The following is a 26,164-nucleotide window of genomic DNA, read 5'->3' on the forward strand; positions in this document are numbered from 1 at the left end:
TCGGGTAAGGTAAGGCTAACCTGCTAACGATCGCGATTCGGTGGTCCGCATGACCGTCCACGCCCTGTTGTCCTCCCCCCTCGCCTCGCCCGTCGCGGCCTCGTACGCCCGGCTCGCCGAGGTCTTCTCCGGCCTGCGGATCGAGGAGTCGGCCGGGGACGAACGGCTGCCGCGCGGTGCCGGCTGGGTCGGCGCCTCGGAGCTCGCGGCCGGCGGTGCCGTCCTCGACGCCTTCCTCGCCTGGGACAACGCGCAGGTGCTCCGGGACTACGGACAGCAGGCCCGCCCCGACGTCGTCGCCAGCTTCGGACTCCACCGGTACGCCTGGCCCGCGTGCCTCCTGGTCACCGTCCCCTGGTTCCTGCACCGCCGGGTCCCCCGCCTCCCCGTCGGCTCCGTCTCCTTCCAGCGGGCCCTGGGCCGGATGACGGTCCGGGTCGAGGAGTTCGCCTGCCTGCCGGACGACCCCGCCGCCGCCCTCCCCGGCGCCCGGGTCGTCGCCGACGAGGACGCCCTGCGCGCGGAGGTCCGCGCCTCCCTCGCCGAGCACTTCGAGGCGCTGCTCGCCGGCTTCGGCCCCCGGATGCGGCGCGGCCGCCGCGCCCTGTGGGGGATGGTGACCGACGAGATCGTGGAGAGCCTCTGGTACATCGGCGCCCTGCTCGGCGAGGAGGAGCGGGCGATGGCCGAGCTGGAGCTGCTGCTGCCGGGGACAACGGGCAGGCCGGAGAAGCCGTACGCGGGCGGCGCCGCGTTCCGTCCGCTGCCCGGGGCCGAGGCGCCGGACGGCACCCCCCGGGCCACCCGGGACCGGGCCACCTGCTGCTTCTTCTACACGCTGCGCCCCGAGGACACCTGCATCACCTGTCCCCGCACCTGTGACGCGGACCGGGTCCGGCGGCTCGCCGCCACCGCCTGAACCCCCTCGGCACCTCCCCCCTCACACCACCCTCACGAGTGACGTGAATCGAACGCAACTCCGGTCCCACGGGCGGCCGTTCGACCAGAAGGTACCTATTCGTATGTCCTGAGCCCCCGATGGCGTGCTCTTGCCCCGAAACACCGTGGGCCCGTCGATCGGTCGGACAGTATGGGCGGCCAAACGCCCTACTGCGATGCGAGGGACACCGCATGAGACTGACCGACATATCGCTGGACTGGCTGCTCCCGGGCGGCGTGATGGTGGCCGGGGTCCTGACGGCGGTGGCGGTGCTCGCGCGCGGGAAGCGCGCCGGTGACCAGGCCGCGGCCGAGGACTCCTGGGAACGCAGCGAGGAGCGCCGCAGACGCAAGGAGGCCATCTACGGATTCGCCTCGTACGGGCTGCTGTTCTGCTGCGCCGCGGTCGCCGCGGCGCTCTCCTTCCACGGGCTCGTCGGCTTCGGCCGGCAGAACCTCAACCTGACCGGCGGCTGGGAGTACCTGGTCCCGTTCGGCCTCGACGGCGCCGCCATGTTCTGCTCGGTGCTCGCCGTCCGCGAGGCCAGCCACGGCGACGCGGCCCTCGGCTCCCGTCTCCTGGTCTGGCTCTTCGCCGGCGCGGCCGCCTGGTTCAACTGGGTGCACGCGCCGCGCGGCCTGGGCCACGACGGGGCCCCGCAGTTCTTCGCGGGGATGTCCCTGTCGGCGGCGGTCCTCTTCGACCGGGCCCTGAAGCAGACCCGCCGGGCGGCGCTCCGCGAGCAGGGCCTGGTGCCCCGCCCGCTGCCGCAGATCCGGATCGTGCGGTGGATAAGGGCTCCCCGGGAGACCTTCGCCGCATGGTCGCTGATGCTCCTGGAGGGCGTGCGGACCCTGGACGAGGCGGTGGACGAGGTGCGCGAGGACCGGCGGGAGAAGGAGCAGAACCGGATCCGCCGGCGCGAGCAGGCCAAGCTCGACCGGGCGCAGATCAAGGCGCTCAACCGCCAGCACCGGGCCTTCGGGCGCGGCGGCGGGCGTCAGGTGGAGGTGGCGGCGCTCGGCGCCGGCACCGGGACCGGCGGGGGTCAGGCCCCCGGGTCCGGGCCGGGTTCCGCGACACCGGCGGTCTCCGCCGCCGTCGCGGAACCCGCCATACCGGACCCGGGACAACTGCCGCTACGGCCCCGGCCCTCCCTGCAAGCCGTCAGGGGAAGTGACCCGCGCGGTGACGCCCGCAGGGTGGACCTCACCGCGGAGGACGACACCCAGTCGCTCCCCCGGATCGCGGAGTTCGACAACCTGGAGCGCGAACTCTCCGAGATGAAGCGCCAGCTCGGCTAGCGGGTCCCGTGGGATCCGGACGGCGGGGTCGCCCTCAGGCGGCCCCGCCGTTCAGTTCGAACCAGACGACCTTGCCGGTGCCGCGCTCCTCGACACCCCAGGAGTCGGCGAGTTCCCTGACGAGGAAGAGACCCCGGCCGTGCGTACCGTCGTCGGCGGGCGGTACGAGCGGGCCGGTGAGACCGGGCTGGAAGTCGCGGACCTCGACCCGGAGCTGCGCCGGTTCGACCGTGGCGGTCACGACCGCTCCGTGCGCGGTGTGGACCAGCGCGTTGGTGACCAGTTCGCTGGTGAGCAGTTCGGCGACGTCGCCTGCGCCCGGTCCGCCCCAGGCGCCGAGGAGTTCGCGTAACGCGTGCCGGAGCTCCGGCACCGCGGTCAGGTCCGCTCCTCCCACCTTTCTGAGCAGTTGAGTCGGCTGTCGTGCCTTCCCGGCCATAGCCCCCCACCCACGATCGCGTCGAACAGGCTCACGGGAAAGCCTGCCCCGCGAGCCTGTCCGCATGCGCCGCGCGCCGGACGGCTCAGGGGCGCGGCACGTTCCGCAGGTTGGAGCGGGCCATCTGGAGCATCCGGCCCACTCCCCCGTCGAGGACGATCTTGCCGGCGGAGAGGGCGAAGCCGGTGACCATGTCGGCGCTGATCTTCGGGGGGATGGAGAGGGCGTTGGGGTCGGTGACGACGTCGACGAGGGCGGGGCCCTTGTGCTGGAAGGCGTCCTTGAGGGCGCCCGCCAGGTGCTTGGGCTTCTCGACGCGCACCCCGTAGGCGCCGGCGGCGCGGGCGAGGGCGGCGAAGTCCGGGTTGCGGTAGCCCGTTCCGTACGAGGGCAGCCCGGCGACCAGCATCTCCAGCTCGACCATGCCGAGCGAGGAGTTGTTGAACAGCACGATCTTCACCGGGAGTTCGTACTGGACGAGGGTGAGGAAGTCGCCCATGAGCATGGTGAAGCCGCCGTCGCCGGAGAGCGTGACGACCTGCCGGCCCCGGTCGGTGAACTGGGCGCCGATGGCCTGCGGCAGCGCGTTGGCCATGGAGCCGTGGCTGAAGGAACCGATGATCCTGCGGCGGCCGTTGGGGGTGAGGTAGCGGGCCGCCCAGACGTTGCACATGCCGGTGTCGACGGTGAACACGGCGTCGTCGTCGGCGAGTTCGTCGAGGACGGAGGCGACGTACTCGGGGTGGATCGGCGTGTGCTTCTCCACCTTGCGGGTGTACGCCTTCACCACGCCCTCCAGGGCGTCGGCGTGCTTCTTCAGCATCTTGTCGAGGAAGCGGCGGTCGGTGCGGGCCCGGATCCGGGGGGTCACGCACCGCAGGGTCTCCCGGACGTCGCCCCAGACGGCGAGGTCGAGCCGGGAACGGCGACCGAGGTGTTCGGGGCGCACGTCGACCTGCACGATCCGGACGTCGTCGGGGAGGAAGGCGTTGTACGGGAAGTCGGTGCCGAGCAGGATCAGCAGGTCGCACTCGTGGGTGGCCTCGTAGGCGGCGCCGTAGCCGAGGAGTCCGCTCATGCCGACGTCAAAGGGGTTGTCGTACTGGATCCACTCCTTGCCCCGCAGGGCGTGCCCGACGGGCGCCTTGAGCCGCTCGGCGAACTGCATCACCTCGGCGTGGGCGCCGGCGGTGCCGCTGCCGCAGAAGAGCGTCACCCGTTCGGCCGCGTCGATCATCCGGACCAGGGCGTCGATCTCGGAGTCGCCGGGGCGGACGGTGGGGCGCGCGGTGACGAGCGCCGATCCCGTGGGCTTCTCGGGGGCGGGCTGGTCGGCGATGTCGCCGGGGAGCGCGACCACGGAGACGCCGCCGCGGCCGACGGCGTGCTGGACGGCGGTGTGCAGCAGCCGGGGCATCTGCTTCGGGTGGGAGATGAGTTCGCTGTAGTGGCTGCATTCGCGGAAGAGCTGGTCCGGGTGGGTCTCCTGGAAGAAGCCGAGCCCGATCTCGCTGGACGGGATGTGGGAGGCGAGGGCGAGCACCGGGGCCATCGAGCGGTGGGCGTCGTACAGGCCGTTGATGAGGTGGAGGTTGCCCGGTCCGCAGGAGCCCGCGCAGGCGGCGAGGCGGCCGGTGATCTGGGCCTCGGCGCCCGCGGCGAACGCGGCGGTCTCCTCGTGGCGGACCTGGATCCAGTCGATGGCGGGGTTGCGCCGGATGGCGTCGACGACCGGGTTCAGGCTGTCGCCGACCACGCCGTAGAGCCGCTGCACGCCGGCGCGGACGAGGATGTCGACGAATTGTTCCGCTACGTTCTGTTTGGCCATGGGTCCATCAACACACGGCCCGGCGTCTCACGCCTCCCAGACGGCGGCCCCCGTACGGTCATCGGCGTACCCCGTCACCCGGAGCTGGGTGTCGGCGAGGAAGGCGGCGAGGCCGGGCGGTTCGGCGCCGGTCCAGCGGGCGGCCAGCTCGCGGGCGAGCTCGGGCTCGCCGCGCATCGGCTCGGCGAGGCCGGGCGAGGCGAGGAGCAGGGTGTCGCCGGGGCGGGCCACCGAGGCGCGGAAGCGGAACGGTTCGGCGGGCGGCGGGACGGGCTCCTCGACGAGCGGCCCGGGGGCGGTGGTGATGCCGAGGTCCATGGTGAGCCGGTCGCCCTCCTCGGTCGCCTCGGGCGTCCCGTGCGGTGGCGTGGACCCGAAGCCCACGACGGGCGCGCCGGTCACCGACGCCGGGTCGGGCAGCAGGGGCTCGATGTCCTGCCAGGCGCCGTCGCGGAGCCGGAAGAGCCCGCCGCCGCCGATGCCGAAGAAGACCCGGGTGCGGCAGTCGGGGTCGGCGGGGATGAGCAGACAGCGCAGGGTCGCGGTGTACGCCTCGGGGGCCACGCCCCGCTCGGCGGCGCGGGCGCGGAGCCGTCCATAGGTGCGGTCGGTGAGCCGGTGCAGGCCGGACTTGAGGTCGCCGCGGCGGCCGGAGCGGATGTCCTCGGCGAGCCGGGCGTGGCTGCGGCCGACGGCCTCGCCGATCCAGCGGCAGGCGTCGGCGGCGGCGAGGTGGGCCTCGTCGGCGGCGCGGGAGCCGGCGGCGACGGCGACCAGGACCAGGGCGGTCTCGTCGTGCCCGAAGCGGGCGGTGAGCAGGGCGTCCCGGCGGGGTTCGCCCCGGTAGCGGGCGGAGTCGCCGCGTACGGAGGCGGCGCGGAGGGTGGCGGTGCCGTAGCGGGCGCCGTCGAGGACGGTGTCGGCGACCAGGTCGGCGAGTTCGCCGGGCCGCGCGGCGGGCAGGGCGGTCGGCTCGGCCTCGTAGGTGGGCGGCCGGCTGCCGACGAAGCCGGTACGGGGCCGGGGCAGCGGCACGGGTTCGGGCACCGGTACCTGGACCGTCGGCTCGTGCCCGGCGGGCAGGCGCACCAGCACGGTGGCGTCCTCGGCCGTCGACCGCTCCGCCGGCGGCGCGGCGACCGGCTCGGCCTCGGGCTCGGGCTCGGGCTCGGGTTCCGGTGCCGCCTGCGGCTGCGGCTGCGGCTGCGGAAAAGTGCGGGGCCCACTGGCGGGCGCCTCCCAGGGCGCCGGTCCGAACACCGCGGGCGCGGGCGGCGCGACGGGGCGGGCCGGAGGGGCCGTGGGCGCCGGGGGCGCCGGGGGCGCGGCGGGAGGTGGCGGCGGGCCGGTGGGTTCGGGTGCGGTGGCCCGGGAGGCGGAGGCGAAGCGGGCGTCGAGGGTGTCACCCGGGGATGCCGGGGATGCCGGGGCGCTGTCCTCCGCCGCTTCGTCGTAGAGCGCGTCCCACCAGTTGTCCCCCTGCTGAGTCATGCCCCTATTGTCCACCGCGGGCGGCCCGGGAAAACGGGACACGAGAAAAACCGTTGCTGCGAATGGGTGGTCCGCCGGACGACCCCACCCCCCACGGGAAGGACGTCCGGCGGACCGTCGTGGTCAGCGCACGTCGTAAGCGCGGACCACGGTCTGGGTGACGGAGTTGCCGTGGGCGTCCGTCAGTTCGGTCTTCAGGGTGACCGGCTTGCCCGTCGCGCCCGTGTGGTTCACGGTCGCGATCCACTCACCGCCCGCCCTGGTGACCGGCGCCTCGGTCCAGGTGGTGCCCCCGTCGTAGGAGTACGAGAGGGAGGCCGAGGCGAGCGCGCCCGGCTTGTACCCGGCGTGACCGGTCGCGGAGAGGCGGATCCGCTGGCCGTCGGTGGCGGCGAGGGTCTTCAGTCCGTCCACCGGCAGGTCGTACCGGGGGAAGAGTATCGGGATGCCCTGAGAATAGACCGTCTCGTCGAGCTGGGAGGTGAATTTCCAGATCGACTGTACGGACGTGGAGCGGGCCCAGTTCCGGTTGCCGATCTTCATGGTGTTCTGTTCGAGTTCGTACGTGCCCCGCTCGGCGGGCACCTCGAAGACGCCGAAGGGCCAGGCGTTGTCGCCGATCAGCTCGCCGTCGCGGCGCAGCCGCAGGTTGCCGAGGTCGCCGAAGGAGCCGGGTTCGGCGTGGTGGACGCCGTCGCCCCACATCGCGGCGGCGAAGCCGATGAGGTTGCCCTGCCGCTCGGAGACGAGGACGGGGGCGCCGGAGGCGTCGCGCGGGGCGGTGGGGACGATGACGTCGTCGTACCAGCGTTCGGTGCGGCGCTCGCCCGCGGTGTACGCGTGCCGGTCGCCGACCATCAGCTCGCCGAAGGGGAAGCTGCTGCCGGTCAGCTGCTGCCAGACGGTGTCGCCGGGCGTGTAGTACTCGGTGCGGCTGCCCGGGGCGGCGACGGTCTCCAGGCCGGCGAAGGAGGCGGAGGTGCCGTTCGGGCGGTGGGCGGCGGGGAAGTTCATGAAGTCCGCGGCGACGCCGGCCGAACCGTAGGTGACCTCGGAGCGGCCGAGCCGGGAGTCACGGACCCGGTGGACGCGGTCGTGCTCGATCTCGCCGGTCTCGGGGAAGGCGAGGCTGTAGACGTACGACGGCTTGGCCGTGGCCTTCCAGTGCAGGGTGACCTGGCTGGAGGCGAGCCGGTCGCGGAGCGCGTCCGCCTCTCCGGCCGGGACCGCGAGGGCGGGCAGGCCGGCGCCGGTGAAGCCGCCGGTCGGGTACCAGCGGAGCGGCGAGGCGTGGTGGACGACGACGCCGATCGCGCCGGCGGCCTTGGCGTCCTGGGCCAGGGTGACGACGCTGGTGGCGTCGTCGGGGAGGCGGACCAGGGCGAGGCGGCCCTGGACGCCGGCGGCCCTCAGCTCGTCCGGGGTGCCGGTGCCGGCGTCGACGAGCCGGGCGGAGCCGGTGCCGTCGAGGTTGTCGGAGCCGGTGGAGGCGGTCACGGCGTGCAGGTCGAGGCCGTCGCCGGTGCGCAGCGAGGAGAGCTGCGGGGCGGCGGCGCGCCAGTAGCTGCCGGACTCGAACTCCCCGTCGCGGGCCTCGCCCTCGACGGAGGCGTAGTAGGAGCGGATGGTGCGCGGGCCGCCGGCGGTGCCGGCGTGCATCCAGGTGTCGTCCCAGGAGCGGGCGAAGGTGAGGGTGGCGCCGCGGACCTCGGACGGGCGGTCGGTGCGGACCGAGAGGCGGTGGGCCTCGCGGGCGTCGAGGACGACGGTGGTGTCCTTCCTGACCTCCAGCTGCGGGCGGGCCAGGTGGGTGAGCGAGTCGGTCAGCGTGGCGCCCTCGCCGGCGTCGGGGGTGGCGACGAAGGAGGTGAGGAAGTAGCTGCCGGGGCGGACCCGGAAGACCTGGTCGGCGGCGCCCTCGTTGTAGCGGCGCTCGCCGGTGGCGGTGTCGGTGCCGATGACGTCGAGCGAGGAGGGGCCGCCGGCCGGCTTGCCCAGGCGGTCGATCAGCTTGACGCGGAGGGTGACCGTCTCGGGCTCGACGTACAGCGAGAAGGGGGTGGAGACGTGGACGCCGCCGCGGGCGGTGGCGACGACCCTGCCCGTGACGTCGCCGTACTGCGCGCGCTCCAGGCGGGCGGTGGGGTCGAGGGAGAGCGGGACCTCGACGGTCGCGCCGGCGGGGACCGTGACCTTGCGCGTGCCGAGGCGGGCGACGGAGGACCGGACGGCGGAGCCGTCGTTGCCGGTGACGGTCTCGACGGCCAGGTCGAGGGTGACCGGGGCGGCGGAGGTGTTGGTGTAGGGGACGGTGACGGTGGTGCGGTCGCTCTTGTCCTGCGGCCAGTGGAAGGTGCCGCCCTGGACGGCCGGGGCGGAGAGGACCTTCTGGTCGATCGCGGCCTTGACGTCGAGCCGGCCGCCGCCGGTCTCCCGGACGTCGCCGGGGATGTCGGTCTCGGCGGAGGAGACGAGGGCCGCCTTCACCTGCTGCGCGGTCCAGTCGGGGTGACGCTGCTTCAGGATCGCGGCGGCTCCCGCGACGTGCGGGGTGGCCATCGACGTACCGGACATCGCCTGGTACGCGTAGGGGCCGCGGCCGCCGGCCGCGGCGGCGGAGATGCCGACGCCGGGGGCGGCGATCTCCGGCTTGAGGGTGTGCGCCTCGTTGGCCACGGGGCTGCGGCTGGAGAAGGACGCGGTGGAGTCGTCGCGGTCGGTGGCGCCGACGGTGAGGACGCCGGGGGCGCAGCCGGGCGAGGAGACGGAGTTGAGGGAGGGGCCCGCGTTGCCCGCGGCGACGACGAACAAGGTGCCCTTGTTCTGGGCGAGTTGTTCGGCGGCGGCGGCCATCGGGTCGTCGCAGTCGGTCTCGGAGGGGTTGCCGAGGCTCATCGAGACGACGTCGGCGCCCTGGGCGACGGCCCACTCCATGCCGGCGATGATCCACGAAGTGGCGCCGGAGCCGGAGTCGTTGAGCACCTTGCCGTTGAGGAGCGCGGCGCCGGGGGCGACGCCCTTCTTCTTGCCGCCGCTCGCCGCGCCGGAGCCGCCGACGGTGGAGAGGGTGTGGGTGCCGTGGCCCTGCCGGTCGCCCGGGCCGTCCGAGTCGGTGAAGTTCTCCGCGGCGACGATCCGGCCCTTGAGGTCGGGGTGTTCGGCGTCGGCGCCGGTGTCGAGGACGGCGACCTTGGTGCCGGTGCCGTCGTAGCCTGCGGCCCACGCCTCGGGGGCGTGCACCTGCGCGGTCGAACGCTCCAGGGTGGCCTCGACCTTGCGGTCCAGCCACAGCTTGTCGAGGCCGGCGGTGAAGGCGCGGGCGGTGGGGGCGTCGGGGGCGGAGACCTCGGCCCAGAAGGTGGCGGCCTGCTTCTTCTCGGCCGTCAGGGCGACGCCGCCGATGGTCTTGAGGACCTGGCCGCGGCGGGCGCCGCGCGGGGCGGCGAAGGCGGAGCGGCCGAGGTCGGAGCCGTAGACGGCGATCAGCGGCAGCGTGGTGGTGGAGGCGTCGTCGTAGCCCTGGCGGACCAGGCCGGTGACGTTGAACAGCTCCTCGTCGACCCGGTCGGCGGCGAGGGCCTCGGTGGCGCCCTCGGGGTAGACGTAGAGGTCCTGGCCGGAGCGGCGGGTCTGGACCAGCGGGACGGTGCCGTCCTCGCGGGGCAGGACGGTGGCGGCGGGGTTGCCCCGCTCGTCGCGGCTGACCAGGACGCGGTCGCCGGTGACCAGGGTCACCGTGGCGGGCCTCTCCCCGGCGCGGGCCTGGGCCTCGCTGCCGACCGGCGGGCGTTCGGCGGAGCCGCCGGCCGGCGGCTGGGCCGCGGCGGACGGCAGGGCCGCCGTGACGGCCAGGACGGCGGCGGTCGCCGCTCCCAGGGCCGTACGCGAAATCGGGCGCATCGCTCTCCCCATCAGATTCCGGACAACAGGCGCAAGTCACCTGTATCCGGAGGCGGTTGGTGCTGCGGTGGCGCCACATTGGCAGAGGTGAGGGCGGTACAGGGATGATGGGCGCGGCGGGAATACGCCGTGGCCGATTCCCGCCAGGCCACCAACGGAACGAATGCCTCCGGGGAACGTGCGCGGAACTTCGCGTGCCGCCCTCCGCAGGCACGGCGAGGGGCGGGAACCGATGCTGGGAGCGATAGGACTGGACGAGCGGCAGGAGTCCGCCTACCGGGCGCTGATCGCGCTCGGGGCGGCCGAGGTCACGGACCTGGCGCACCGGCTCTCGCTGCCCGAACGGGACACCGAGCGGGCGCTGCGCCGCCTGGAGGCGCAGGGGCTCGCCGCCCAGTCCTCGGCACGCACCGGCCGCTGGGTGGCGGCGCCGCCCGGGGTGGCGCTCGGCGCGCTCCTCACCCAGCAGCGGCACGAGCTGGAGCAGGCGGAGCTGGCGGCGGCGCTCCTCGCGGAGGAGTACCGCGCCGAGGCGACGGAGCCGGCCGTGCACGACCTGGTCGAGGTGGTGACCGGCGCGAGCGCGGTCACCCACCGCTTCCTCCAGCTCCAGCTCGGCGCGGCGGAGGAGGTCTGCGCCCTCGTCACCGGCAAGCCGATCGCCGTCTCGGGCCTGGAGAACGACGCCGAGGAGCTGGCCGCCGGGCGGGGCGTGCGCTACCGGGTGGTCGTCGAGCGCGAGGTGCTGAGCCTGCCCACCGGCCTCCTGGAACTGTCGGCGGCGCTCGGCCGCGAGGAGCAGATCCGGGTGGTGGACCGGGTGCCGACCAAGCTGGTGGTGGCCGACCGCAGCCTCGCGATGGTCCCGCTGACCGGCCGCGGGGCGGAGCCGGCCGCGCTGGTGGTGCACGCGAGCGGCCTGCTGGAGTCGCTGATGGGCCTCTTCGAGGCGGTGTGGCGGGAGGCGCTGCCGCTGCGGCTCGGCGCGGGCGCGCAGGTCACCGAGGACCAGGCCCCCGGCCCCGACGCCACCGACCTGGAGATCCTCTCCCTGCTGCTCGCCGGCATGACCGACGCCAGCGTGGCCAAGCAGCTGGACCTGGGCCTGCGCACGGTCCAGCGCCGGGTGAAGGGCCTGATGGAACTGGCCGCCGTCACGACCCGCCTCCAGCTGGGCTGGCACGCGTACGAGAAGGGCTGGGTGGCCCGCTGACGACACAGACCACACCACCCGCCGGACGCCCGCCCCCGCCCGAGCGGCCTCCCCTCCCGCCGGGACGCCCTCCCCGTTCGGTCCTCGCGACCTGCGGGAACGTCCGGTCTGGGGGAGGCTGGGCGCGTGGGTGTGTGGCAGCTCCTGATGGTCGCGGCGGTCATGCTCCTCGGCCTGTTCGGGGTCCTCACCCCCGGCGTGCCGGGCAGTTGGCTGGTGTGGGCCGCCGTGCTGTGGTGGTCGCTGAACGAGCAGACCGGCCTCGCGTGGATCCTGCTGGTCTCCTCGACCGCCCTGATGCTGCTCACCCAGGTCGTGGTCTGGCAGCTGCCACCGCGCCGCTTCCGGAACGTGGGGCTGACCCGCCGCACCCTCGGCTACGCGGGCGGCGGCGCCCTCCTCGGCTTCGTCCTGCTCCCGGTGGTGGGCGCGGTCCCCGGTTTCGTCGGCGGCGTCTACCTCTCCGAGCGGCTCCGCATCGGCGGCCACGGCCAGGCCCGCGCCGCCACTCGCGCCCTCATGCGCGCCGCCGGCACCAGCCTCCTGGTGGAGCTCTTCGCCTGCCTGCTGATCGTGGGCGCGTGGGTGGGCGCGGTCATCGCGGGCTGACCTCCCGATAGCGCGTGGCGTAGGAGCGCCACGGCGCCCGCTCCGGGACGTCGGGGCCGTCCGGGTCCGGCACGTCCGGGTCCCCGAGGGAGCGGACGCGGATCCGGGCGGCGGTGCGGGGGTCCACGCCGGGTACGGCCGCGAGGACGCGGGCGGCCTCGTCGCGGTCGGCGCCCGGGTCGAGCCGGAGCGTGCCGTCGGCGAGGGCGCGGGCCAGGGCCCCGGCGACCGGGTGGCCGGTGAGGTCTGCCGGGGCGGGGAAGAGCGCGCGGAGCGTGCCGTCGGGGGTGTCGAGCGGGGTCCCCGACTCCGCCAGGACGCGGGCCGACTCCTGGGGGCCGAGCACGGCCCGGAGGGCGTACTCCTCCGGGTCGGCGGCCCCCGGCGAGCGGACCCCCGGCCGGGCCGCGACCGGGCCGGCGAGGCGCGGGTCGGCGCCGAGCCGCTCCGCGACCGCGTACGGGTCGGCGTCGAGGTCGAGCAGGCGGCGCAGCCGGTGCACGGCGGTGGTGAGGTCGCGCAGCTCGGCGAGGCACAGCCGGGCCTCCAGCCAGCGGCCGGGCGCCCGCTCGTCGACGGCGACGGTCCCGGGTCCGTACGGCAGCCGCAGGGTGCGCCGGTAGGTGCGGTCGCCGGGCGGCCCGGTGACCTCCTCGACGCCCGGCAGGGCCTCGGCGGCGAGCAGGTCGAAGACCTCGCGGGCGGCGTACGGCCCCCGGTAGGCGAGCCGCAGCGGTACGCCGGTGGCCGGGGCGGTCCCGGGGCCGGGGGCGCCGGCCGTCTCGGCGCGCAGTTCGGTCGGGGTGCGGGCGTAGACGGTTCGGATGGTGTCGTTGAACTGGCGGACCGAGGCGAAACCGGCGGCGAAGGCGATCTCCGTGACCGGCAGCGTGGTGGTCTGGAGGAGCACCCGGGCGGTGTGCGCCCGCTGGGCGCGGGCCAGCGCCACCGGTCCGGCGCCCAGCTCGGCGGTGAGCTGGCGCTGGACCTGGCGGGTGCTGTAGCCGAGGCGGACGGCGAGGCCGGGCACGCCCTCGCGGTCCACGACGCCGTCGCCGATCATCCGCACCGCCCTTCCGACGACGTCGGCCCGGACGTTCCACTCGGCGGAGCCGGGCACCGCGTCGGGCCGGCAGCGGCGGCAGGCCCGGAAGCCGTGGCCCTGGGCGGCGGCGGCCGTCGGGTAGAAGGCGACGTTCCGCCGTTTGGGGGTGACGGCCGGGCAGCTGGGCCGGCAGTAGATGCCGGTGGTCCGCACGGCGAAGAAGAACGCGCCGTCGAACCGCGCGTCCCTGCTGCTCACCGCCTGGTAGAGGGTGTCGCCCTCGTCGTCCGTCATGGATCCAGTGTGCGGCGGCGGACCGCCGCACACTGGCGGGATTCGGACAGGGCGGTGCCCCTGCCGCTACCGCAGCCGGCCCTCGCGCTTGAAGGCCATGGCGGCGCGGCCCTCGGCGCCCTTGCGCTTCCAGTCCTTGCGGATCTCGTTGCGCAGCCGGGCGTCGGTCTTGGCGACCAGGCGCTGGTTCTCCCGGACGAGCTTGCGGTAGCTCTCCAGGCGGCGCACCGGGAGGGTGCCCTCGTCGAGGGCGGCCAGGACGGCGCATCCCGGCTCGGACTCGTGGGAGCAGTCGTGGAAGCGGCACTCGGCGGCCAGCTCCTCGATCTCCGCGAAGGTCTGGCCGACGCCGGCCTCCGCGTCCCACAGGCCGACGCCGCGCAGGCCGGGGGTGTCGATGAGGACACCGCCGCCGGGCAGCACGAAGAGGTTGCGGGTGGTGGTGGTGTGCCGGCCCTTGCCGTCCACGTCACGGGCCGCCTGCACGGTCATGACGTCCTCGCCGACGAGCGCGTTGGCGAGGGTGGACTTCCCGGCGCCGGAGACGCCGAGGAGGACGGTGGTGCCGCCGGAGACGACGGCCCGCAGGACGTCGACGCCGTCGCCGCTGGCCGAGCTGAGCGGCAGCACCTCGACGCCGGGCGCGGCGCCCTGGACGTCCTCCACCAGGTGGGAGAGGACGACCGGGTCGGACACCAGGTCCGCCTTGGACAGGACGACGGTGGGCCGCGCGCCGGACTCCCACGCGAGGGCGAGGAAGCGCTCGATGCGGCCGAGGTCCAGCTCGACGGCGAGGGAGACGGTGATGACGGCGTGGTCGACGTTGGCCGCCAGGACCTGGCCCTCGGACCGCTTGGAGGAGGTGGACCGGGCGAAGACCGTCCGGCGGGGCAGGAGCGTCCGCACGTAGCGGGGGTCGCTCGCGCCCTCGGGGTCGACGGCGACCCAGTCGCCGGTGCAGACGACCCGCAGCGGGTCGTGCGGGGTCACGAACGCGGTGTCGGCGCGGACGACGCCGGCCGGCGTCGCCACGTCGCACTGCCCGCGGTCGACGCGGAGGACCCGCCCCGGGACGAGCCCCTGGGCGGCGTACGGGGCGAACTCCCCCTCCCAGCCCTCGTCCCAGCCATGAGCGGCCAGCGGGTGCCGGAGGGTGGAGACGGCGGAGGAAGACGGGTGGAGCGAAACGTCGGACAAGGGGGAACCCTTCGAAGGGTGGCCCCGGCGGCGCGCTCCGAGCGCGCGGATCGAGTGAAGGTCAGCCGGAGACCACGGGGGTGGGAACGATGAACTCCTGAATGCGGGCAGAGCCCGTCACCGTGACAGTCATCAATGTCCTCACCTCCTGTTTCCGGGTTCTCGGCATGCCTTCATCCGCCCCTGCGGGAGCGGATGAACGGCACTGTAGCCGGGCCCTCCGTCAGCGCACCACCGATTAACCGAGGGCCGGGCTGACGCCGAACGCCTTGACGGCCTGGTAGTAGGTCCAGGCGGTGGAGTCGCACGCGGTGCGGGTCGCGCCGGAGTAGCGGGTGCAGACGCGCTTGAGGTCGGCGTAGAAGGCGTCGTCGAGGCGGGCCTTGTTCGCGGTGAAGGTGCCGGCCTTCTTGTAGTTGCGGTAGCCGAAGTCGTGGCGGGCGCAGGACGTCTGGAAGGGGAAGCCGAAGGGGTTGTCCGGGGAGGACGAGCAGTAGTCGGTCGACCAGTCGAACCCGTAGGCGGACCAGTTGCCCTGGTTGGCGCGGGCCGAGACCCAGGAGTTGTAGCTCGACGCGCTCGTCTGCGTCCAGCCGCTCAGCACCTGCGGCTTGTCGGCGGGTGCCGCGGAGGCGGGGGTGGCCAGGGCGACGATCGCGGCTACTGCGGTGGCGGTGACTGCGGCGAGTCGACTGCGCATCAGGGGTCCTCCCCGGGGAGCGGACCGGGTCTCTCCCGGCGCCGTTGCCCCGAGCGTGGGGGGCCGGGATATGGCGGATCCCTGACGCGGCTCTACGGAATCTCCATTCCGCGGACCGCCGCCCGCCGGGGGTGCCGGTGCGGGGCCGCCGGGTGCCGGTCCCGGTTGCCGGTGGCGTGCCGGTGCCGTGCCGGTGGGTTCCGACGGGTTCCGGCGGCGTGCCGGTGGCGCTCCGGAGCCGTTCCGGTTGCCGGGAGGATGCCGACCGGTTCGGCGCCGGACGGGCGGGGGTTCGGCCAAGGTGGTCTCCGCAGCCCGCGTCAGCCCCCGCCGGTCGTCGAGAGGACCCCCCAGCCGCCATGGACTTCCAGCTGCTCGGCCCGGTCGAGGCCACCCGGGACGGCCACCGGGTGGCCCTCACGGGGACGAAGACGCACACCCTCCTCGCCGCCCTGCTGCTCGCGCGCGGGCAGGTCGTCCCGGACGCCCGGCTGAGCCGCCTGCTGTGGGGCGCGGACCCGCCGGCCACGATGAGCGGGCAGATCTACACGTACGTCTCCCGGCTGCGCAAACTGCTGGGCCCCGAGGTCACCCTGGAGCGCCGGGCACCGGGGTACGCCCTCGGGACCGGGGACGGCCGGGTCGACGTCCTGGAGTACGAGCGCCTCGACCGGCTCGGCCGGCAGGCGCTCCAGGAGCACCGGCACGCGGAGGCCGCCACCCTCCTGCGTGACGCGCTGGGGTTGTGGCGGGGCCCCGTGCTGGTGAACGTCACCGAGTTCCTCGCGGAGGAGGAGGTCCCGCACTGGGAGGAGGAGCGCGCCACCACCCTGGAGAACCGGATGGAGGCCGAGCTCGCCCTGGGCCGCCACGAGGGGGTCGTCGCCGAACTGACCCGGCTGGTGGCCGACTTCCCGCTGCGCGAGCGGATGCGGGCGCAGCTGATGACCGCCCTGTACCGGTGCGGGCGGCAGGCGGAGGCGCTCCAGGTGTTCGACGAGGGCAGGGCGGTGCTCGCCGAGGAGCTGGGGGTCGATCCCGGCCACGGGCTGAGGGCCGCGCACCAGGCGCTGCTGTGCGCCACCCTCGACCTGGCCCCGCCGCCCGCCGGGCAGCCTCCGGCGCACCCGTCCCCGCCACCCGCCGGGCGGACCCCCGTGAGCCCGTCCCCGCCGTCCGTCGGGCAGACTCCGGTGAGCCCGTCACCGCCCCCCGTGCCGGGCGGCGCGCCGGTACGGCCGCCCCGGCCGCGCGGCACGGCGCCCGCGCCGGGACCGGCGGCCCGTACGCAGGCCATGACGCCGTCCATGACTCCATCCGTGACGCCGTTCATGACGCCGACCGAGGCTCCGTGCTTCACCGGGCGCGCCCGCGAGCGGGCCGCCCTGGCGCGTCTGCTCGACGCCCGCCCGGGCGACGCCGCCGGGCCGCGCCGCTGTCTGATCACCGGCATGGCCGGCGTCGGCAAGACGGCCCTGGCCGTGCACGCCCTGCACGCGGCCCGGGAGCGGTTCCCCGACGGGCAGCTGTACGCCGACCTGACCGGTTCCCACGGCACCCCGGAGGATCCGCGCGAGGTCCTGGCGCGGTTCCTCCGCGCCCTCGGCGCCGAGCCGCCCGGGCCCGTCGCCGGCGACCTGGACGAGCTCGTACGGATCTACCGCACCCGGACGGCGGAGCGGCGGCTCCTGGTCCTGCTGGACAACGCCTCCGAGCGCGCCGCGATCGCCCCGCTCCTGCCGGCCGGGCCGCACTGCGCGGTCCTCGTCACCGGCCACGTCCACCTCGCCGCGGAGACCGGCCCCACGGTCCTCCCCCTCGCCCCGCTGCACCGCGCCGAGTCGCTCGCGCTGCTCACCGCGACGGCCGGCCGGGCCCGCACCACCGCCGAGCCGGCCGCGGCGGAACGGATCGTGGAGCTCTGCGCCGGGCTGCCGCTGGCGCTGCGGATCGCCGGGACCCGTCTCGTCGCCCGCCCGCACTGGTCGGTGGCCCGCCTCGCGCAGCGGCTCGCCGCCGAGCCGACCCGGCTCGGCGAACTCTCCTTCGGACGGCTCGACGTGGCCGGTGCCCTGGCCCGGATGCTGCGGCGCGCCGACACCGAGAGCCGCGAGGTGCTGACCCGCCTCACGGCGCTCGGCCCGCGCCCCTTCACGCCGGACTCGGCCGCCGCCGCGCTCGGACTGACCGCGTCCCGGGCCGAGGACCTGGTCGAGCGCCTCGCCGACGCGTGTCTCCTGGAGCCGCTGCCCGCCGGGCCCGCCGCCGTGGGCGGTCCGGCGGGGAGCGGCTCCGCGTTCCGCTTCCACCCCCTGCTCCTGCTCCACCTCCAGTCCCTGCCGATACAGCGCCCGGCGCGCGCCCCGCTCGCCGGGCCGGCTCCGGTGCCGCCGGTGTCCGACGCGTACAAGACGTGGTCCCCGTGAGTGTCTAGCGTCGGGGGCATGAAGACACCTCGACTCGACCTCATCGGACTGGTGGTCGCCGACATGGCCACCTCGCTGGCCTTCTACCGCCGTCTGGGCTTCGCGTTCCCGGAGGGCGCGGAGGAGGCGCCCCACGTGGAGGCGGTGCTGCCCGGGGGGCTGCGGCTCGCGTGGGACACGGAGGAGTCCGTCCGCTCCTTCGACCCGTCGTACCGGCGGGCCGAGGGGAGCCGGGGCGAGCTGGCCTTCCGCTGCGACTCCGCGCGGGAGGTGGACGCGGCGTACGAGGAGCTGACGCGGGCCGGGTACGCGGGGCACATGAGGCCGTGGGACGCGGTGTGGGGGCAGCGGTACGCCGTCGTGCTCGACCCGGACGGCTACGGGATCTCGCTGTTCGCCGACACCTCGATCGACTCCCGGGCCCCGGGCGACGCCTGACCGGCCGCCACGCGCGCGTAGGCCCCCGGTGTCGTGTCCGCCAGCGCGCGGGTGTCGCGGGTCAGATGGGACTGGTCCGTGTACCCCGCGCGCGCGGCGGCCTCGGCGGGCGGGAGGCCGGCCCGGAGGAGGGCGAGGGCGCGCTGGAGGCGGAGGACCCGGGCCAGGGTCTGGGGGCCGTAGCCGAAGGCGTCCAGGGAGAGGCGGTGGAGCCGGCGGGCGCCGAGGCCGAGGGCGTCGGCGGTCTCGCCGACCGGGCGGCCCGCGCCGAGCAGGGCGCTGATCGCCCGGAGCAGCGGGTCGGGCGGCCCGGCGCCGGCCGCGCGGCGGAGCGTGTACGCCTCCAGGGCGGCGGCGGGGTCGGGGGCCCGGCCGATCCGGCCGGCGAGGCGGCGGGCCTCCGCCGCGGGCCACAGGTCGGCGAGGTCCACCCGGCGGTCGCGCAGCTCGCGGGCCGGGACGCCGAGGAGGCGCGGGGCGTCACCGGGGGCGAAGCGCAGCCCCGCGTACCGGGCGACCGCCTCGCCCGAGCGGTACGCGCGCGTGTCGGCGCCCGCGACGAGGAGCCGCCCGTCGGCCCAGATCAGGTCCATGCACCCGTCGGGGACGACGAGGGCGCCGGACACGACGGGCGCGGGTGCCGTCCGGGTCCACAGGACGGCGCCGTCGAGCCGGGCGGGGCGCTCCTCGTACACCCCTTCAGGCTAGACCCGGGCGGGGCGCTCCTCGCACACCCCTTCGGGCTGGACCGGAGGGGTCATTCCTTCTCCCAGCCGGTGTGGAGGCGGGCCTTCACGTCGTCGGGCGGGAGGAACTTGGACCAGCGCTCGGGGAACTCGGACGGCATGTCGGGGTCGTCCTCGTCGACCTCCTCCGCCTCCGCCCGGATGCGGGCGACGAGTTCGGCGGCCTGGACGGCGCGGGCGCGCTCGTTGGCCTCGCGGGCGGCGGCGGTGGCGACGGAGGGCCACACGCGGTCGATGGCCGCGTTCACGGCGGCGCCGACCAGGACCGCGAAGGCGGAGACGCCGATCCACAGGAGGATGGCGATGGGCGCGGCGAGCGAGCCGTAGATGGTGGGGCCCTCGACCTGGCTCGTCAGGTAGATGCGGAGCAGGAAGCTGCCCAGCGCCCACATCGCGAGGGCGACGAGCGCGCCCGGGATGTCCTCGATCCACGGCGACCGGACGGGGACGGAGACGTGGTAGAGCGTGGTCAGGAAGGCGATGGAGAGCAGGATGACGGCCGGCCAGTAGAGGACGGCGACGACGTTGGTGCCCCAGGCCACGAGTTCGACGACCCGGTCCGGGCCGACGACCGCGAGCGGCAGCACCACCGCTCCGATGAGCAGCGCCACGATGTAGAGCAGGAAGGCGAGCAGCCGGGTCTTCACGATGCCCCGGTGCCCGTCGAGGCCGTACATGACGGTGATGGTGTCGATGAAGACGTTCACCGCGCGGGAGCCGGACCAGAGGGCGATGGCGAAGCCCAGGGAGATGAGTTCGGGGCGTTTCGCCCGGGTGATGTCGTCGAGGACGGGCTGCGCGATCTCCTCGACGCCCCGGTCGGACAGGACCGTGCCGGCCGCCCGGAGGATGTTCTCCTGGATGCTGGCGACGGTGTCGGTGTTCGTCCAGTCGTCGGCGTAGCCGAGGAGGGCGATCAGTCCGAGCAGCAGGGGTGGCAGGGACAGCAGGGTGAAGAAGGCGGCCTCGGCGGCCAGGCCGAGGATCCGGTACTCGATGCACGAGTTCACGGTGTCCTTGAGGAGCAGCCAGACCATCTTCCGCTTCGAGACGTTGCGGTAGAGGACGCGGGCCCGGTGGATCCTGCTCCAGGGGCGCCGCTCCGGCCGATCGGGTGTTTCGCTTGCTGCCTGCACCTGCTTACCGTATCGGCATGGAAGCGGCCTCCCACACAGTGACCAACCAGGCTCCGCCCCTGGTGGGGTACGACGTCTACGCGTGCGACCGGGCCCTGGCGGAGGCCGTCGGCCGGCACCTGCCCGCGGAGCTCCGGGACACGGCCCGCGAGGAGCTGAGCGGGCTGGGCCGGGCGTCCGGTTCGGAGCAGGTCAGGGAGTGGGGCGAGCTGGCGAACGCCTTCCCGCCGCGCCTGCGGACGCACGACCGGTACGGGCACCGGATCGACGAGGTGGAGTTCCATCCGGCCTGGCACCGGGTGCTCGGCAAGGGCGTCGCCGCGGGCCTGACGGACGCGTGGGGCCGGCCGGGCGGGCACGTGCGGCGGGCGGCCGCCTTCCTGGTGGCGACGCAGACCGAGGCCGGGCACGGCTGTCCCCTGTCGATGACGCACGCGGCGGTGCCGGCGCTGCGGGCCGAGCCGGACCTCGCGGCGGTGTGGGAGCCCCTGGCCGCCTCCCGGGTGTACGAGCGGGAGCTGCGGCCGGCCGCCTCGAAGGCGGGGGTGCTGCTGGGGATGGGTCTGACGGAGAAGCAGGGCGGCAGCGACCTCCGGGCGATCACGACGTCCGCGCGGCCGCTGGCGGCGCCCGGCGAGTACGTCCTGACGGGGCACAAGTGGTTCTGTTCGGCGCCGATGTCGGACGCGTTCCTGGTGCTCGCGCAGGCGCCCGGCGGGCTGACCTGCTTCCTGGTGCCCCGGGTCCTCGACGACGGCTCGCGGAACGCCTTCGCGCTCCAGCGGCTCAAGGACAAGCTCGGGAACCGGTCGAACGCCACGGCGGAGGTGGAGTTCGACGGGACCACGTGGGCGCGCCGGGTCGGAGAGGAGGGGCACGGAGCCGCCACCGTGAGGGAGACGGTGGCGGCGACCCGGCTGGACCGCGTGCTGGGGTCGGCGGCGCTGATGCGGCAGGCGGTGGCGCAGGCCGTGCACCACGCCTCGTATCGCTCGGCCTCCGGCGGCCTCCTCGCCGACAAGCCGCTGATGCGGAACGTGCTGGCGGATCTCGCCGTGGAGTCGGAGGCGGCGACCGTTCTCGGGATGCGGCTGGCGGCGGCGTACGACGCCGGTACGGAGCGGGAGTCGGCGCTGCTGCGGATCGCGGTGCCGGCGGCCAAGTACTGGGTGACGAAGCGGTGCGTGCCGGTGGTGGCCGAGGCGCTGGAGTGCCTGGGCGGGAACGGGTACGTGGAGGAGTCCGGGCTGCCGAGGCTGCTGCGCGAGGCGCCGCTGAACTCGGTCGGGGAGGGCGCCGGGAACATCCAGGCGCTGGACGCGCTGCGGGCGCTGCGGACGGAACCGGCGGCGCTGGACGCGTATCTGCGGGAGGTCGGGGAGGCGCGGGGCGCGGACCCCCGGCTCGACCGGGCGATCCGGGGCCTGCTCACGGAGCTGGCCGATCTGGAGGGCGTCGAGGCGCGGGCCCGGCGGCTCGCCGAGCGGATGGCCCTGGTCCTCCAGGGCGCGCTCCTCGTCCGCTGGGCCCCGCCGGAGGTGGCGGACGCGTTCTGCGCGGGCCGCCTCGGCGGCGAAGGGGGCGCGGGCTTCGGCACGCTGCCGCACACCCTGGACCTGCGCGCGGTGGTGGAGCGGGCGCGGCCGGCGGAGTGAGGCCGGTGGGGTGAGGCCGGCGGAGGCCGGTGGAGTGATGTGGGGGTACGCCGGTCCGGTAGTCCGTAGGTCCGGAAGTCCGTAGAGGTCCGGAAGTCCGCCGCGGATCTCGGGAAGTCTGCCGCGCGTACCAGGGGTGGGCCCTGCGCGGCCCGTCGGGCGGGGCGCGGGGCCGGCACGCGCGGAAGGCGGGGGTGGTGCTGCGCCGACACGGCACCACCACCCGCCGTCATCACCCTCGGGCACGGGGGCGGAGTGAGGCCAGAGTTGCAAAGGGTTGCAGGATTACCCGAACCGGGCTCCATGGAGGGCTTCCGGACGGCACGATGGACCCGCGACACTGCGAGCCCGGCCCGGACGACCCCGCGGCCTGGGCCGTAGGACGCTCACGACACTCCGGTCATCCGCCCGGACACTGCAGAACCGATACAGCACACCGGGTGGCGGGGAGGGACCGATGAACAACACGCGGCTCGACATGAAACGGCTGGCCACCATGGACGCCGTCCAGGCGGCCCGGCTGCTCCACCGCGTCCGCGAGGAGACCCTGGCCGGACGGACGCCGCCGATCGCGCCCCGGCCGGAGATCGACGCCTCCTGGCAGCGGATGGCCCGGCTCGGTCTCGACCCCGACCAGGGCACCAGCAGCGTGCTGCTGCGCCGCGACGAGCTGGAGCACCGGCGGCGGAGCACCCTCCTCGCCGAGGTGATGCAGACCCTCAGCTCCGGTCTGGCCGGGATCGCCGACGCCTCGCTCCAGATCATGGTGGTCACCGACGAGCACGGCCGGGTGCTGTGGCGGGAGGGCCACCCCTCGGTGATGCGGCAGGCGAACCGGATCTGCCTGTCGGAGGGGGCGGCCTGGACGGAGCACATCACCGGGACCAACGCGGTCGGCACCGCGCTCGCCACCCACCGGGCGGTGCAGGTCCACTCCGCCGAGCACTACGTGCAGTCGCTGCACAACTGGACCTGCGCGGCGGCGCCCGTCCACGACCCGCGCGACCAGCGGCTGCTCGGCGTCCTGGACGTGAGCGGTCCGGCCTCCACCTTCCACCCGTCGATGCTGGCCCTGGTGGGGTCGGTCGCCCGGCTCGCGGAGGCCGAGATGCGCGAGCGGCACCGGTCCACGGTCGAGCGGCTGCGGGCGGTGGCGGCGCCGATCCTGTGCCGGGTGGGCGGCCGGGCCGTCGCGGTCGACCCGCACGGCTGGACGGCCGCGGTGACCGGGCTCGCCCCGGTGGACCGGATCACGCTGCCGAAGAACTTCGGCGCCGGGCGGGCCTGGCTGCCCTCGTTGGGCCTGTGCGCGGTGGAGCCGCTGCCCGGCGGCTGGCTGCTGCGGGTCGAGGAGGACACCGCGCCGGCGGGTACGGACTCGGGCGCGGCGAGCCGGGTGGTGCTGGACCTGAGCCGGCCGCGCCGCTGGACGGTGGCGGTCTCCGGGGCGGCGGGGAGCTGGCAGCAGGAGCTGAGCCCGCGCCACGCGGAGCTCCTCTATCTCCTGGCGCTGCATCCGGACGGGCGGACGGCGGCGGATCTGGCGGAGGACGTGTTCGGGGACCGGACGAGGACGGTGACGGTACGGGCCGAGATGTCCCGGGTACGCCGGACCCTCGCCGGGGTCCTGGCGCACCGCCCGTACCGCTTCCGCGAGGAGATCGAGGTCGAGGTACGACGCCCGGCCCACCCGGCCGACCTGCTGCCCCACTCCACGGCCCCGGCGATCCGCACGACGAGCCGCGTCTGACCCGGCCGCCGGCCCCGGGGGCGGCCCCGACCCGGCCCTGACCCGGCCCCGGACCCCGGGCCGCCCCAGCCCGGCCCCGAGCACCCGGACCGCCCCCCTCCCGTCGGCCACCGACCCGGGCGCGTGCGCTCACCCGCCCCGGCGCGCACAGCCGCCCGCACCCGTCCTGGCCGGAAATCCGCCACCGCTACCCCACGGTGTCCACATGCCGGACACCGCGTCCGGCGCAGCGGGGCACCGGGCGCAGCGAGCGACGGCGGAGCCGTCGGCGCGAGCCGGAACGCGGCGGACGCGGGCGCGCCGGGGGCGGAGGGGCCGAGGGGCGGAGGGGCGGAGCCGCAGGTGCGGGGCCTGCCGGGGAGACGGGGCCCACGTCCGGCCGGCCTGGGAATCCGGGGCTCCGCATGATGCGATAAGGGTATGAGCATCACTCTCACCACCTGGTCCCTGGAACAGACCTCGCCCGACGACCTGCGTCCGGCGCGCGTCCCCGAGGGCGGCGACGTCGTCGTCCGCCGGGCCGAGGTCCCCTCCCCCGAGTTCAGCCGCTACCTCTACACCGCCGTCGGCGGCGACATCCACTGGGCCGACCGGCTCCCGCTGTCGTACGCGCAGTGGAAGGAGATCGCGGAGAAGCCGGGCGCGGAGGTCTGGGTGGCGTACGACCGGGGGACGCCGGCCGGGTACGTGGAGTTCGACCCGCAGGACGACGGGGTCGTGGAGATCATCTACTTCGGTCTGATCCCCGCCTTCCGGGGCCGCCGCATCGGCGGCCACCTGCTCACCGAGGGGATCCGCCGCGCCTGGGACCTCGCCGAGCGCTGGCCGGACCGGGAGCCGACCAAGCGGGTCTGGCTGCACACCTGCTCGCTGGACGGCCCGCACGCCATGGCCAACTACGAGCGCCGCGGCTTCCGGCTCTTCGACACCAAGGTGGAGGAGGCCGAGGAGACCGAGACGCCCGGCCCGTGGCCCGGCGCGAACGGCTGACCCCGCGCCAGTTCACCGCGAGAGGGGCCCTGATCAGGGCCCCTTTTGCGTGACCCAGACCACACCATCTCGCACAGTGAGACTTTCATGTCCACATAACGGACGATGCTGGACTGGGTCCAAAGTCCCGTGACACGCTTCCGCCATGCCTGGAACTGGAACTGCCTTGGTGAGTCGGCGGCACGTCGACCTCGGCCGCATGTCCAGCGCCATCTGTCCGGCGCGCTGAGCAAGCCAGCACTGCCGCACCCTCCTCTCTGCCCGACCCTGCTGCGCACCGCCGCGCCACTCTCTGTTCTGCGCGCGAGTGTGCAGGTCAGAGCCGCCCTCCCGCAGTCCCGAAGGACAAGACGCCATGGCCGCCACCCCGGAAAACCCCACTCCCGCCGCCGCCCGCCGCAAGACCGGGCGCCACCGTGGCGAGGGTCAGTGGGCCGTGGGGCACTTCACCCCGCTGAACGGCAATGAGCAGTTCAAGAAGGACGACGACGGTCTCAATGTGCGGACACGTATTGAGACGGTCTACTCGAAGCGCGGTTTCGACTCGATCGACCCCAACGACCTTCGCGGACGCATGCGCTGGTGGGGTCTGTACACCCAGCGCAAGCAGGGCCTGGACGGCACCAAGACCGGCGTCCTGGAGCCGGAGGAGCTGGACGACGAGTACTTCATGCTCCGCGTCCGCATCGACGGCGGCCGGCTGACCACCCGGCAGCTCCGGGTGATCGGCGAGATCTCCGAGGAGTTCGCCCGCGGCACCGCCGACATCACGGACCGGCAGAACGTCCAGTACCACTGGATCCGCATCGAGGACGTCCCCGAGATCTGGAACCGCCTGGAGGCGGTCGGCCTCTCCACCACCGAGGCGTGCGGCGACACCCCGCGCGTCATCCTCGGCTCGCCGGTCGCCGGCATCGCCGAGGAGGAGATCATCGACGGCACCCCCGCCATCGACGAGATCCAGCGCCGGATCGTCGGCAACAAGGACTTCTCCAACCTGCCCCGCAAGTTCAAGTCCGCCGTCTCCGGCTCGCCGCTGCTCGACGTGGCGCACGAGATCAACGACATCTCCTTCGTCGGCGTCGTCCACCCCGAGCACGGTCCCGGCTTCGACGTCTGGGTCGGCGGCGGTCTCTCCACCAACCCCAAGCTCGGCGTCCGCCTGGGCACCTGGGTCTCCCTGGACGAGGTCCCCGACGTCTACGAGGGCGTCATCTCGATCTTCCGCGACTACGGCTACCGCCGGCTGCGCAACCGCGCCCGCCTGAAGTTCCTCGTCGCCGACTGGGGCCCGGAGAAGTTCCGCCAGGTCCTGGAGGACGAGTACCTGAAGCGGAAGCTCAGCGACGGTCCCGCCCCCGAGCAGCCGGCCGGCCGCTGGCGCGACCACGTCGGCGTCCACCGGCAGAAGGACGGCAACTTCTACGTCGGCTTCGCCCCGCGCGTCGGCCGCGTGGACGGCCCCACCCTCACCAAGATCGCGGAGATCGCCGAGGCACACGGCTCCGGCCGGGTCCGCACGACCGCCGAGCAGAAGATGCTCGTCCTCGACGTCGTGGAGTCGCAGGTCGAGTCGCTGGTCGCCGCCCTGGAGTCGCTGGACCTGCGGGTCACCCCGTCCCCCTTCCGGCGCGGCACGATGGCCTGCACCGGCATCGAGTTCTGCAAGCTCGCGATCGTCGAGACGAAGGGCCGCGGCTCCTCGCTCATCGACGAGCTGGAGCGCCGCCTGCCGGAGTTCGACGAGCCGCTGACCATCAACATCAACGGCTGCCCGAACGCCTGCGCCCGCATCCAGGTCGCGGACATCGGTCTCAAGGGCCAGCTCGTCCTGGACGACGAGGGCAACCGCGTCGAGGGCTACCAGGTCCACCTGGGCGGCGCCCTCGGCCTGGAGGCCGGCTTCGGCCGCAAGGTCCGCGGCCTCAAGGTCACCTCCGCCGAGCTGCCCGACTACGTCGAGCGCGTCCTCACCCGCTACCAGGCGGAGCGCGAGGACGGCGAGCGGTTCGCCACCTGGGCGGCCCGCGCCTCCGAGGAGGCCCTGTCGTGAGCGCGGCGAG

The 26,164-nt window shown here is 74.6% G+C and carries 20 protein-coding genes; 11 read left to right on the plus strand and 9 right to left on the minus strand.

The window, feature by feature from the left end; all coding sequences use genetic code 11:
* Nucleotides 1-49 precede the first annotated feature (49 nt).
* Together ACIGHB_RS11230 and ACIGHB_RS11235 are read left to right on the plus strand one after the other, a co-directional pair.
* Nucleotides 50-919 carry a (2Fe-2S)-binding protein gene (locus tag ACIGHB_RS11230; RefSeq protein ID WP_360309179.1) on the plus strand — a complete coding sequence of 290 codons (870 nt, stop codon included), beginning with the start codon at nucleotides 50-52 and terminating at the stop codon, nucleotides 917-919.
* A 212-nt stretch (nucleotides 920-1,131) separates the two neighbouring features.
* Entirely contained in the window at nucleotides 1,132-2,244 is a 1,113-nt protein-coding gene (locus ACIGHB_RS11235) for a DUF2637 domain-containing protein (protein WP_360309181.1), read from the plus strand.
* A gap of 34 nt (nucleotides 2,245-2,278) precedes the next feature.
* Here the strand turns inward: ACIGHB_RS11235 and ACIGHB_RS11240 are convergent, their stop codons facing one another.
* The 4 genes from ACIGHB_RS11240 to ACIGHB_RS11255 all read right to left on the minus strand — a co-directional run bounded on the left by ACIGHB_RS11240 (nucleotide 2,279) and on the right by ACIGHB_RS11255 (nucleotide 9,902).
* A complete protein-coding gene (locus ACIGHB_RS11240) occupies nucleotides 2,279-2,683 on the minus strand; it encodes an ATP-binding protein (RefSeq protein WP_360309183.1) in 405 nt (134 codons plus the stop codon).
* 85 nt (nucleotides 2,684-2,768) lie between these two features.
* A complete protein-coding gene (locus ACIGHB_RS11245; protein ID WP_360309185.1) occupies nucleotides 2,769-4,511 on the minus strand; it encodes a pyruvate dehydrogenase in 1,743 nt (580 codons plus the stop codon).
* Nucleotides 4,512-4,538: 27 nt separating this feature from the next.
* Nucleotides 4,539-6,002: a protein phosphatase 2C domain-containing protein gene (locus ACIGHB_RS11250; RefSeq protein WP_399911701.1), complete on the minus strand. Its 1,464-nt coding sequence runs from the start codon at nucleotides 6,000-6,002 to the stop codon at nucleotides 4,539-4,541.
* A gap of 123 nt (nucleotides 6,003-6,125) precedes the next feature.
* On the minus strand, nucleotides 6,126-9,902 hold the full coding sequence (locus ACIGHB_RS11255) for a S8 family peptidase (protein ID WP_399911704.1): 3,777 nt from the start codon (nucleotides 9,900-9,902) through the stop codon (nucleotides 6,126-6,128).
* Nucleotides 9,903-10,134: 232 nt separating this feature from the next.
* Between ACIGHB_RS11255 and ACIGHB_RS11260 the strand changes: the two genes are divergently transcribed.
* Entirely contained in the window at nucleotides 10,135-11,115 is a 981-nt protein-coding gene (locus ACIGHB_RS11260; RefSeq protein ID WP_360309191.1) for a helix-turn-helix domain-containing protein, read from the plus strand.
* Between the two features lie 126 nt (nucleotides 11,116-11,241).
* Nucleotides 11,242-11,724, plus strand: a complete 483-nt coding sequence (locus ACIGHB_RS11265; protein WP_360309193.1) for a DUF456 domain-containing protein — start codon at nucleotides 11,242-11,244, stop codon at nucleotides 11,722-11,724.
* Here ACIGHB_RS11265 and ACIGHB_RS11270 read toward each other — a convergent pair.
* From ACIGHB_RS11270 to ACIGHB_RS11280, 3 genes are all read right to left on the minus strand, one after another.
* A complete protein-coding gene (locus ACIGHB_RS11270) occupies nucleotides 11,711-13,063 on the minus strand; it encodes a bifunctional transcriptional activator/DNA repair enzyme AdaA (RefSeq protein ID WP_399911708.1) in 1,353 nt (450 codons plus the stop codon). The two genes, ACIGHB_RS11265 and ACIGHB_RS11270, sit on opposite strands and share 14 nt — an antisense overlap.
* A gap of 66 nt (nucleotides 13,064-13,129) precedes the next feature.
* Entirely contained in the window at nucleotides 13,130-14,260 is a 1,131-nt protein-coding gene (gene rsgA / locus ACIGHB_RS11275; protein ID WP_360309197.1) for a ribosome small subunit-dependent GTPase A, read from the minus strand.
* Between the two features lie 238 nt (nucleotides 14,261-14,498).
* Entirely contained in the window at nucleotides 14,499-14,960 is a 462-nt protein-coding gene (locus ACIGHB_RS11280) for a phospholipase (protein WP_360309199.1), read from the minus strand.
* Nucleotides 14,961-15,319: 359 nt separating this feature from the next.
* On the opposite strand from ACIGHB_RS11280, the gene ACIGHB_RS11285 reads away from it, so the two are divergent.
* Nucleotides 15,320-17,386, plus strand: a complete 2,067-nt coding sequence (locus tag ACIGHB_RS11285; RefSeq protein ID WP_399911710.1) for a BTAD domain-containing putative transcriptional regulator — start codon at nucleotides 15,320-15,322, stop codon at nucleotides 17,384-17,386.
* A gap of 18 nt (nucleotides 17,387-17,404) precedes the next feature.
* Nucleotides 17,405-17,824: a VOC family protein gene (locus tag ACIGHB_RS11290; RefSeq protein ID WP_399911712.1), complete on the plus strand. Its 420-nt coding sequence runs from the start codon at nucleotides 17,405-17,407 to the stop codon at nucleotides 17,822-17,824.
* On the opposite strand, the gene ACIGHB_RS11295 is transcribed toward ACIGHB_RS11290, so the two are convergent.
* Nucleotides 17,764-18,519, minus strand: coding sequence for a helix-turn-helix domain-containing protein (locus ACIGHB_RS11295; protein ID WP_399911716.1), 756 nt, complete (start codon nucleotides 18,517-18,519; stop codon nucleotides 17,764-17,766). The two genes, ACIGHB_RS11290 and ACIGHB_RS11295, sit on opposite strands and share 61 nt — an antisense overlap.
* A 62-nt stretch (nucleotides 18,520-18,581) precedes the next feature.
* On the minus strand, nucleotides 18,582-19,706 hold the full coding sequence (locus tag ACIGHB_RS11300; RefSeq protein WP_360309207.1) for a YihY/virulence factor BrkB family protein: 1,125 nt from the start codon (nucleotides 19,704-19,706) through the stop codon (nucleotides 18,582-18,584).
* Between the two features lie 17 nt (nucleotides 19,707-19,723).
* Between ACIGHB_RS11300 and ACIGHB_RS11305 the strand changes: the two genes are divergently transcribed.
* The 5 genes from ACIGHB_RS11305 to ACIGHB_RS11325 all read left to right on the plus strand — a co-directional run bounded on the left by ACIGHB_RS11305 (nucleotide 19,724) and on the right by ACIGHB_RS11325 (nucleotide 26,154).
* Nucleotides 19,724-21,361: an acyl-CoA dehydrogenase family protein gene (locus ACIGHB_RS11305; protein WP_399911720.1), complete on the plus strand. Its 1,638-nt coding sequence runs from the start codon at nucleotides 19,724-19,726 to the stop codon at nucleotides 21,359-21,361.
* 457 nt (nucleotides 21,362-21,818) lie between these two features.
* Nucleotides 21,819-23,111 carry a GAF domain-containing protein gene (locus ACIGHB_RS11310; RefSeq protein WP_399911722.1) on the plus strand — a complete coding sequence of 431 codons (1,293 nt, stop codon included), beginning with the start codon at nucleotides 21,819-21,821 and terminating at the stop codon, nucleotides 23,109-23,111.
* A gap of 420 nt (nucleotides 23,112-23,531) precedes the next feature.
* Nucleotides 23,532-24,101 carry a GNAT family N-acetyltransferase gene (locus ACIGHB_RS11315; RefSeq protein ID WP_360309213.1) on the plus strand — a complete coding sequence of 190 codons (570 nt, stop codon included), beginning with the start codon at nucleotides 23,532-23,534 and terminating at the stop codon, nucleotides 24,099-24,101.
* Between the two features lie 145 nt (nucleotides 24,102-24,246).
* The gene (locus ACIGHB_RS11320; protein ID WP_311136957.1) at nucleotides 24,247-24,330 is read left to right on the plus strand and encodes a putative leader peptide; all 84 of its coding nucleotides are present in this window, start codon (nucleotides 24,247-24,249) and stop codon (nucleotides 24,328-24,330) included.
* Between the two features lie 126 nt (nucleotides 24,331-24,456).
* On the plus strand, nucleotides 24,457-26,154 hold the full coding sequence (locus ACIGHB_RS11325; protein ID WP_360309215.1) for a nitrite/sulfite reductase: 1,698 nt from the start codon (nucleotides 24,457-24,459) through the stop codon (nucleotides 26,152-26,154).
* The last annotated feature ends 10 nt before the right edge of the window (nucleotides 26,155-26,164 follow it).

The sequence above is a fragment of the Streptomyces sp. NPDC085460 genome, from assembly GCF_044541975.1.
Lineage (GTDB): Bacteria > Actinomycetota > Actinomycetes > Streptomycetales > Streptomycetaceae > Streptomyces.

What these genes read in the sequence shown, in the direction of transcription:
- ACIGHB_RS11255 (WP_399911704.1), bottom strand. Translation starts at nt 9,902, where the DNA reads ATGCGCCCGATTTCGCGTACGGCCCTGGGAGCGGCGACCGCCGCCGTC.
- ACIGHB_RS11235 (WP_360309181.1), top strand. Translation starts at nt 1,132, where the DNA reads ATGAGACTGACCGACATATCGCTGGACTGGCTGCTCCCGGGCGGCGTG.
- ACIGHB_RS11270 (WP_399911708.1), bottom strand. Translation starts at nt 13,063, where the DNA reads ATGACGGACGACGAGGGCGACACCCTCTACCAGGCGGTGAGCAGCAGG.
- ACIGHB_RS11230 (WP_360309179.1), top strand. Translation starts at nt 50, where the DNA reads ATGACCGTCCACGCCCTGTTGTCCTCCCCCCTCGCCTCGCCCGTCGCG.
- ACIGHB_RS11260 (WP_360309191.1), top strand. Translation starts at nt 10,135, where the DNA reads ATGCTGGGAGCGATAGGACTGGACGAGCGGCAGGAGTCCGCCTACCGG.
- ACIGHB_RS11305 (WP_399911720.1), top strand. Translation starts at nt 19,724, where the DNA reads ATGGAAGCGGCCTCCCACACAGTGACCAACCAGGCTCCGCCCCTGGTG.
- ACIGHB_RS11285 (WP_399911710.1), top strand. Translation starts at nt 15,320, where the DNA reads ATGGACTTCCAGCTGCTCGGCCCGGTCGAGGCCACCCGGGACGGCCAC.
- ACIGHB_RS11325 (WP_360309215.1), top strand. Translation starts at nt 24,457, where the DNA reads ATGGCCGCCACCCCGGAAAACCCCACTCCCGCCGCCGCCCGCCGCAAG.
- ACIGHB_RS11315 (WP_360309213.1), top strand. Translation starts at nt 23,532, where the DNA reads ATGAGCATCACTCTCACCACCTGGTCCCTGGAACAGACCTCGCCCGAC.
- ACIGHB_RS11240 (WP_360309183.1), bottom strand. Translation starts at nt 2,683, where the DNA reads ATGGCCGGGAAGGCACGACAGCCGACTCAACTGCTCAGAAAGGTGGGA.
- ACIGHB_RS11245 (WP_360309185.1), bottom strand. Translation starts at nt 4,511, where the DNA reads ATGGCCAAACAGAACGTAGCGGAACAATTCGTCGACATCCTCGTCCGC.
- ACIGHB_RS11280 (WP_360309199.1), bottom strand. Translation starts at nt 14,960, where the DNA reads ATGCGCAGTCGACTCGCCGCAGTCACCGCCACCGCAGTAGCCGCGATC.
- ACIGHB_RS11320 (WP_311136957.1), top strand. Translation starts at nt 24,247, where the DNA reads ATGCCTGGAACTGGAACTGCCTTGGTGAGTCGGCGGCACGTCGACCTC.
- ACIGHB_RS11250 (WP_399911701.1), bottom strand. Translation starts at nt 6,002, where the DNA reads ATGACTCAGCAGGGGGACAACTGGTGGGACGCGCTCTACGACGAAGCG.
- ACIGHB_RS11310 (WP_399911722.1), top strand. Translation starts at nt 21,819, where the DNA reads ATGAACAACACGCGGCTCGACATGAAACGGCTGGCCACCATGGACGCC.
- ACIGHB_RS11290 (WP_399911712.1), top strand. Translation starts at nt 17,405, where the DNA reads ATGAAGACACCTCGACTCGACCTCATCGGACTGGTGGTCGCCGACATG.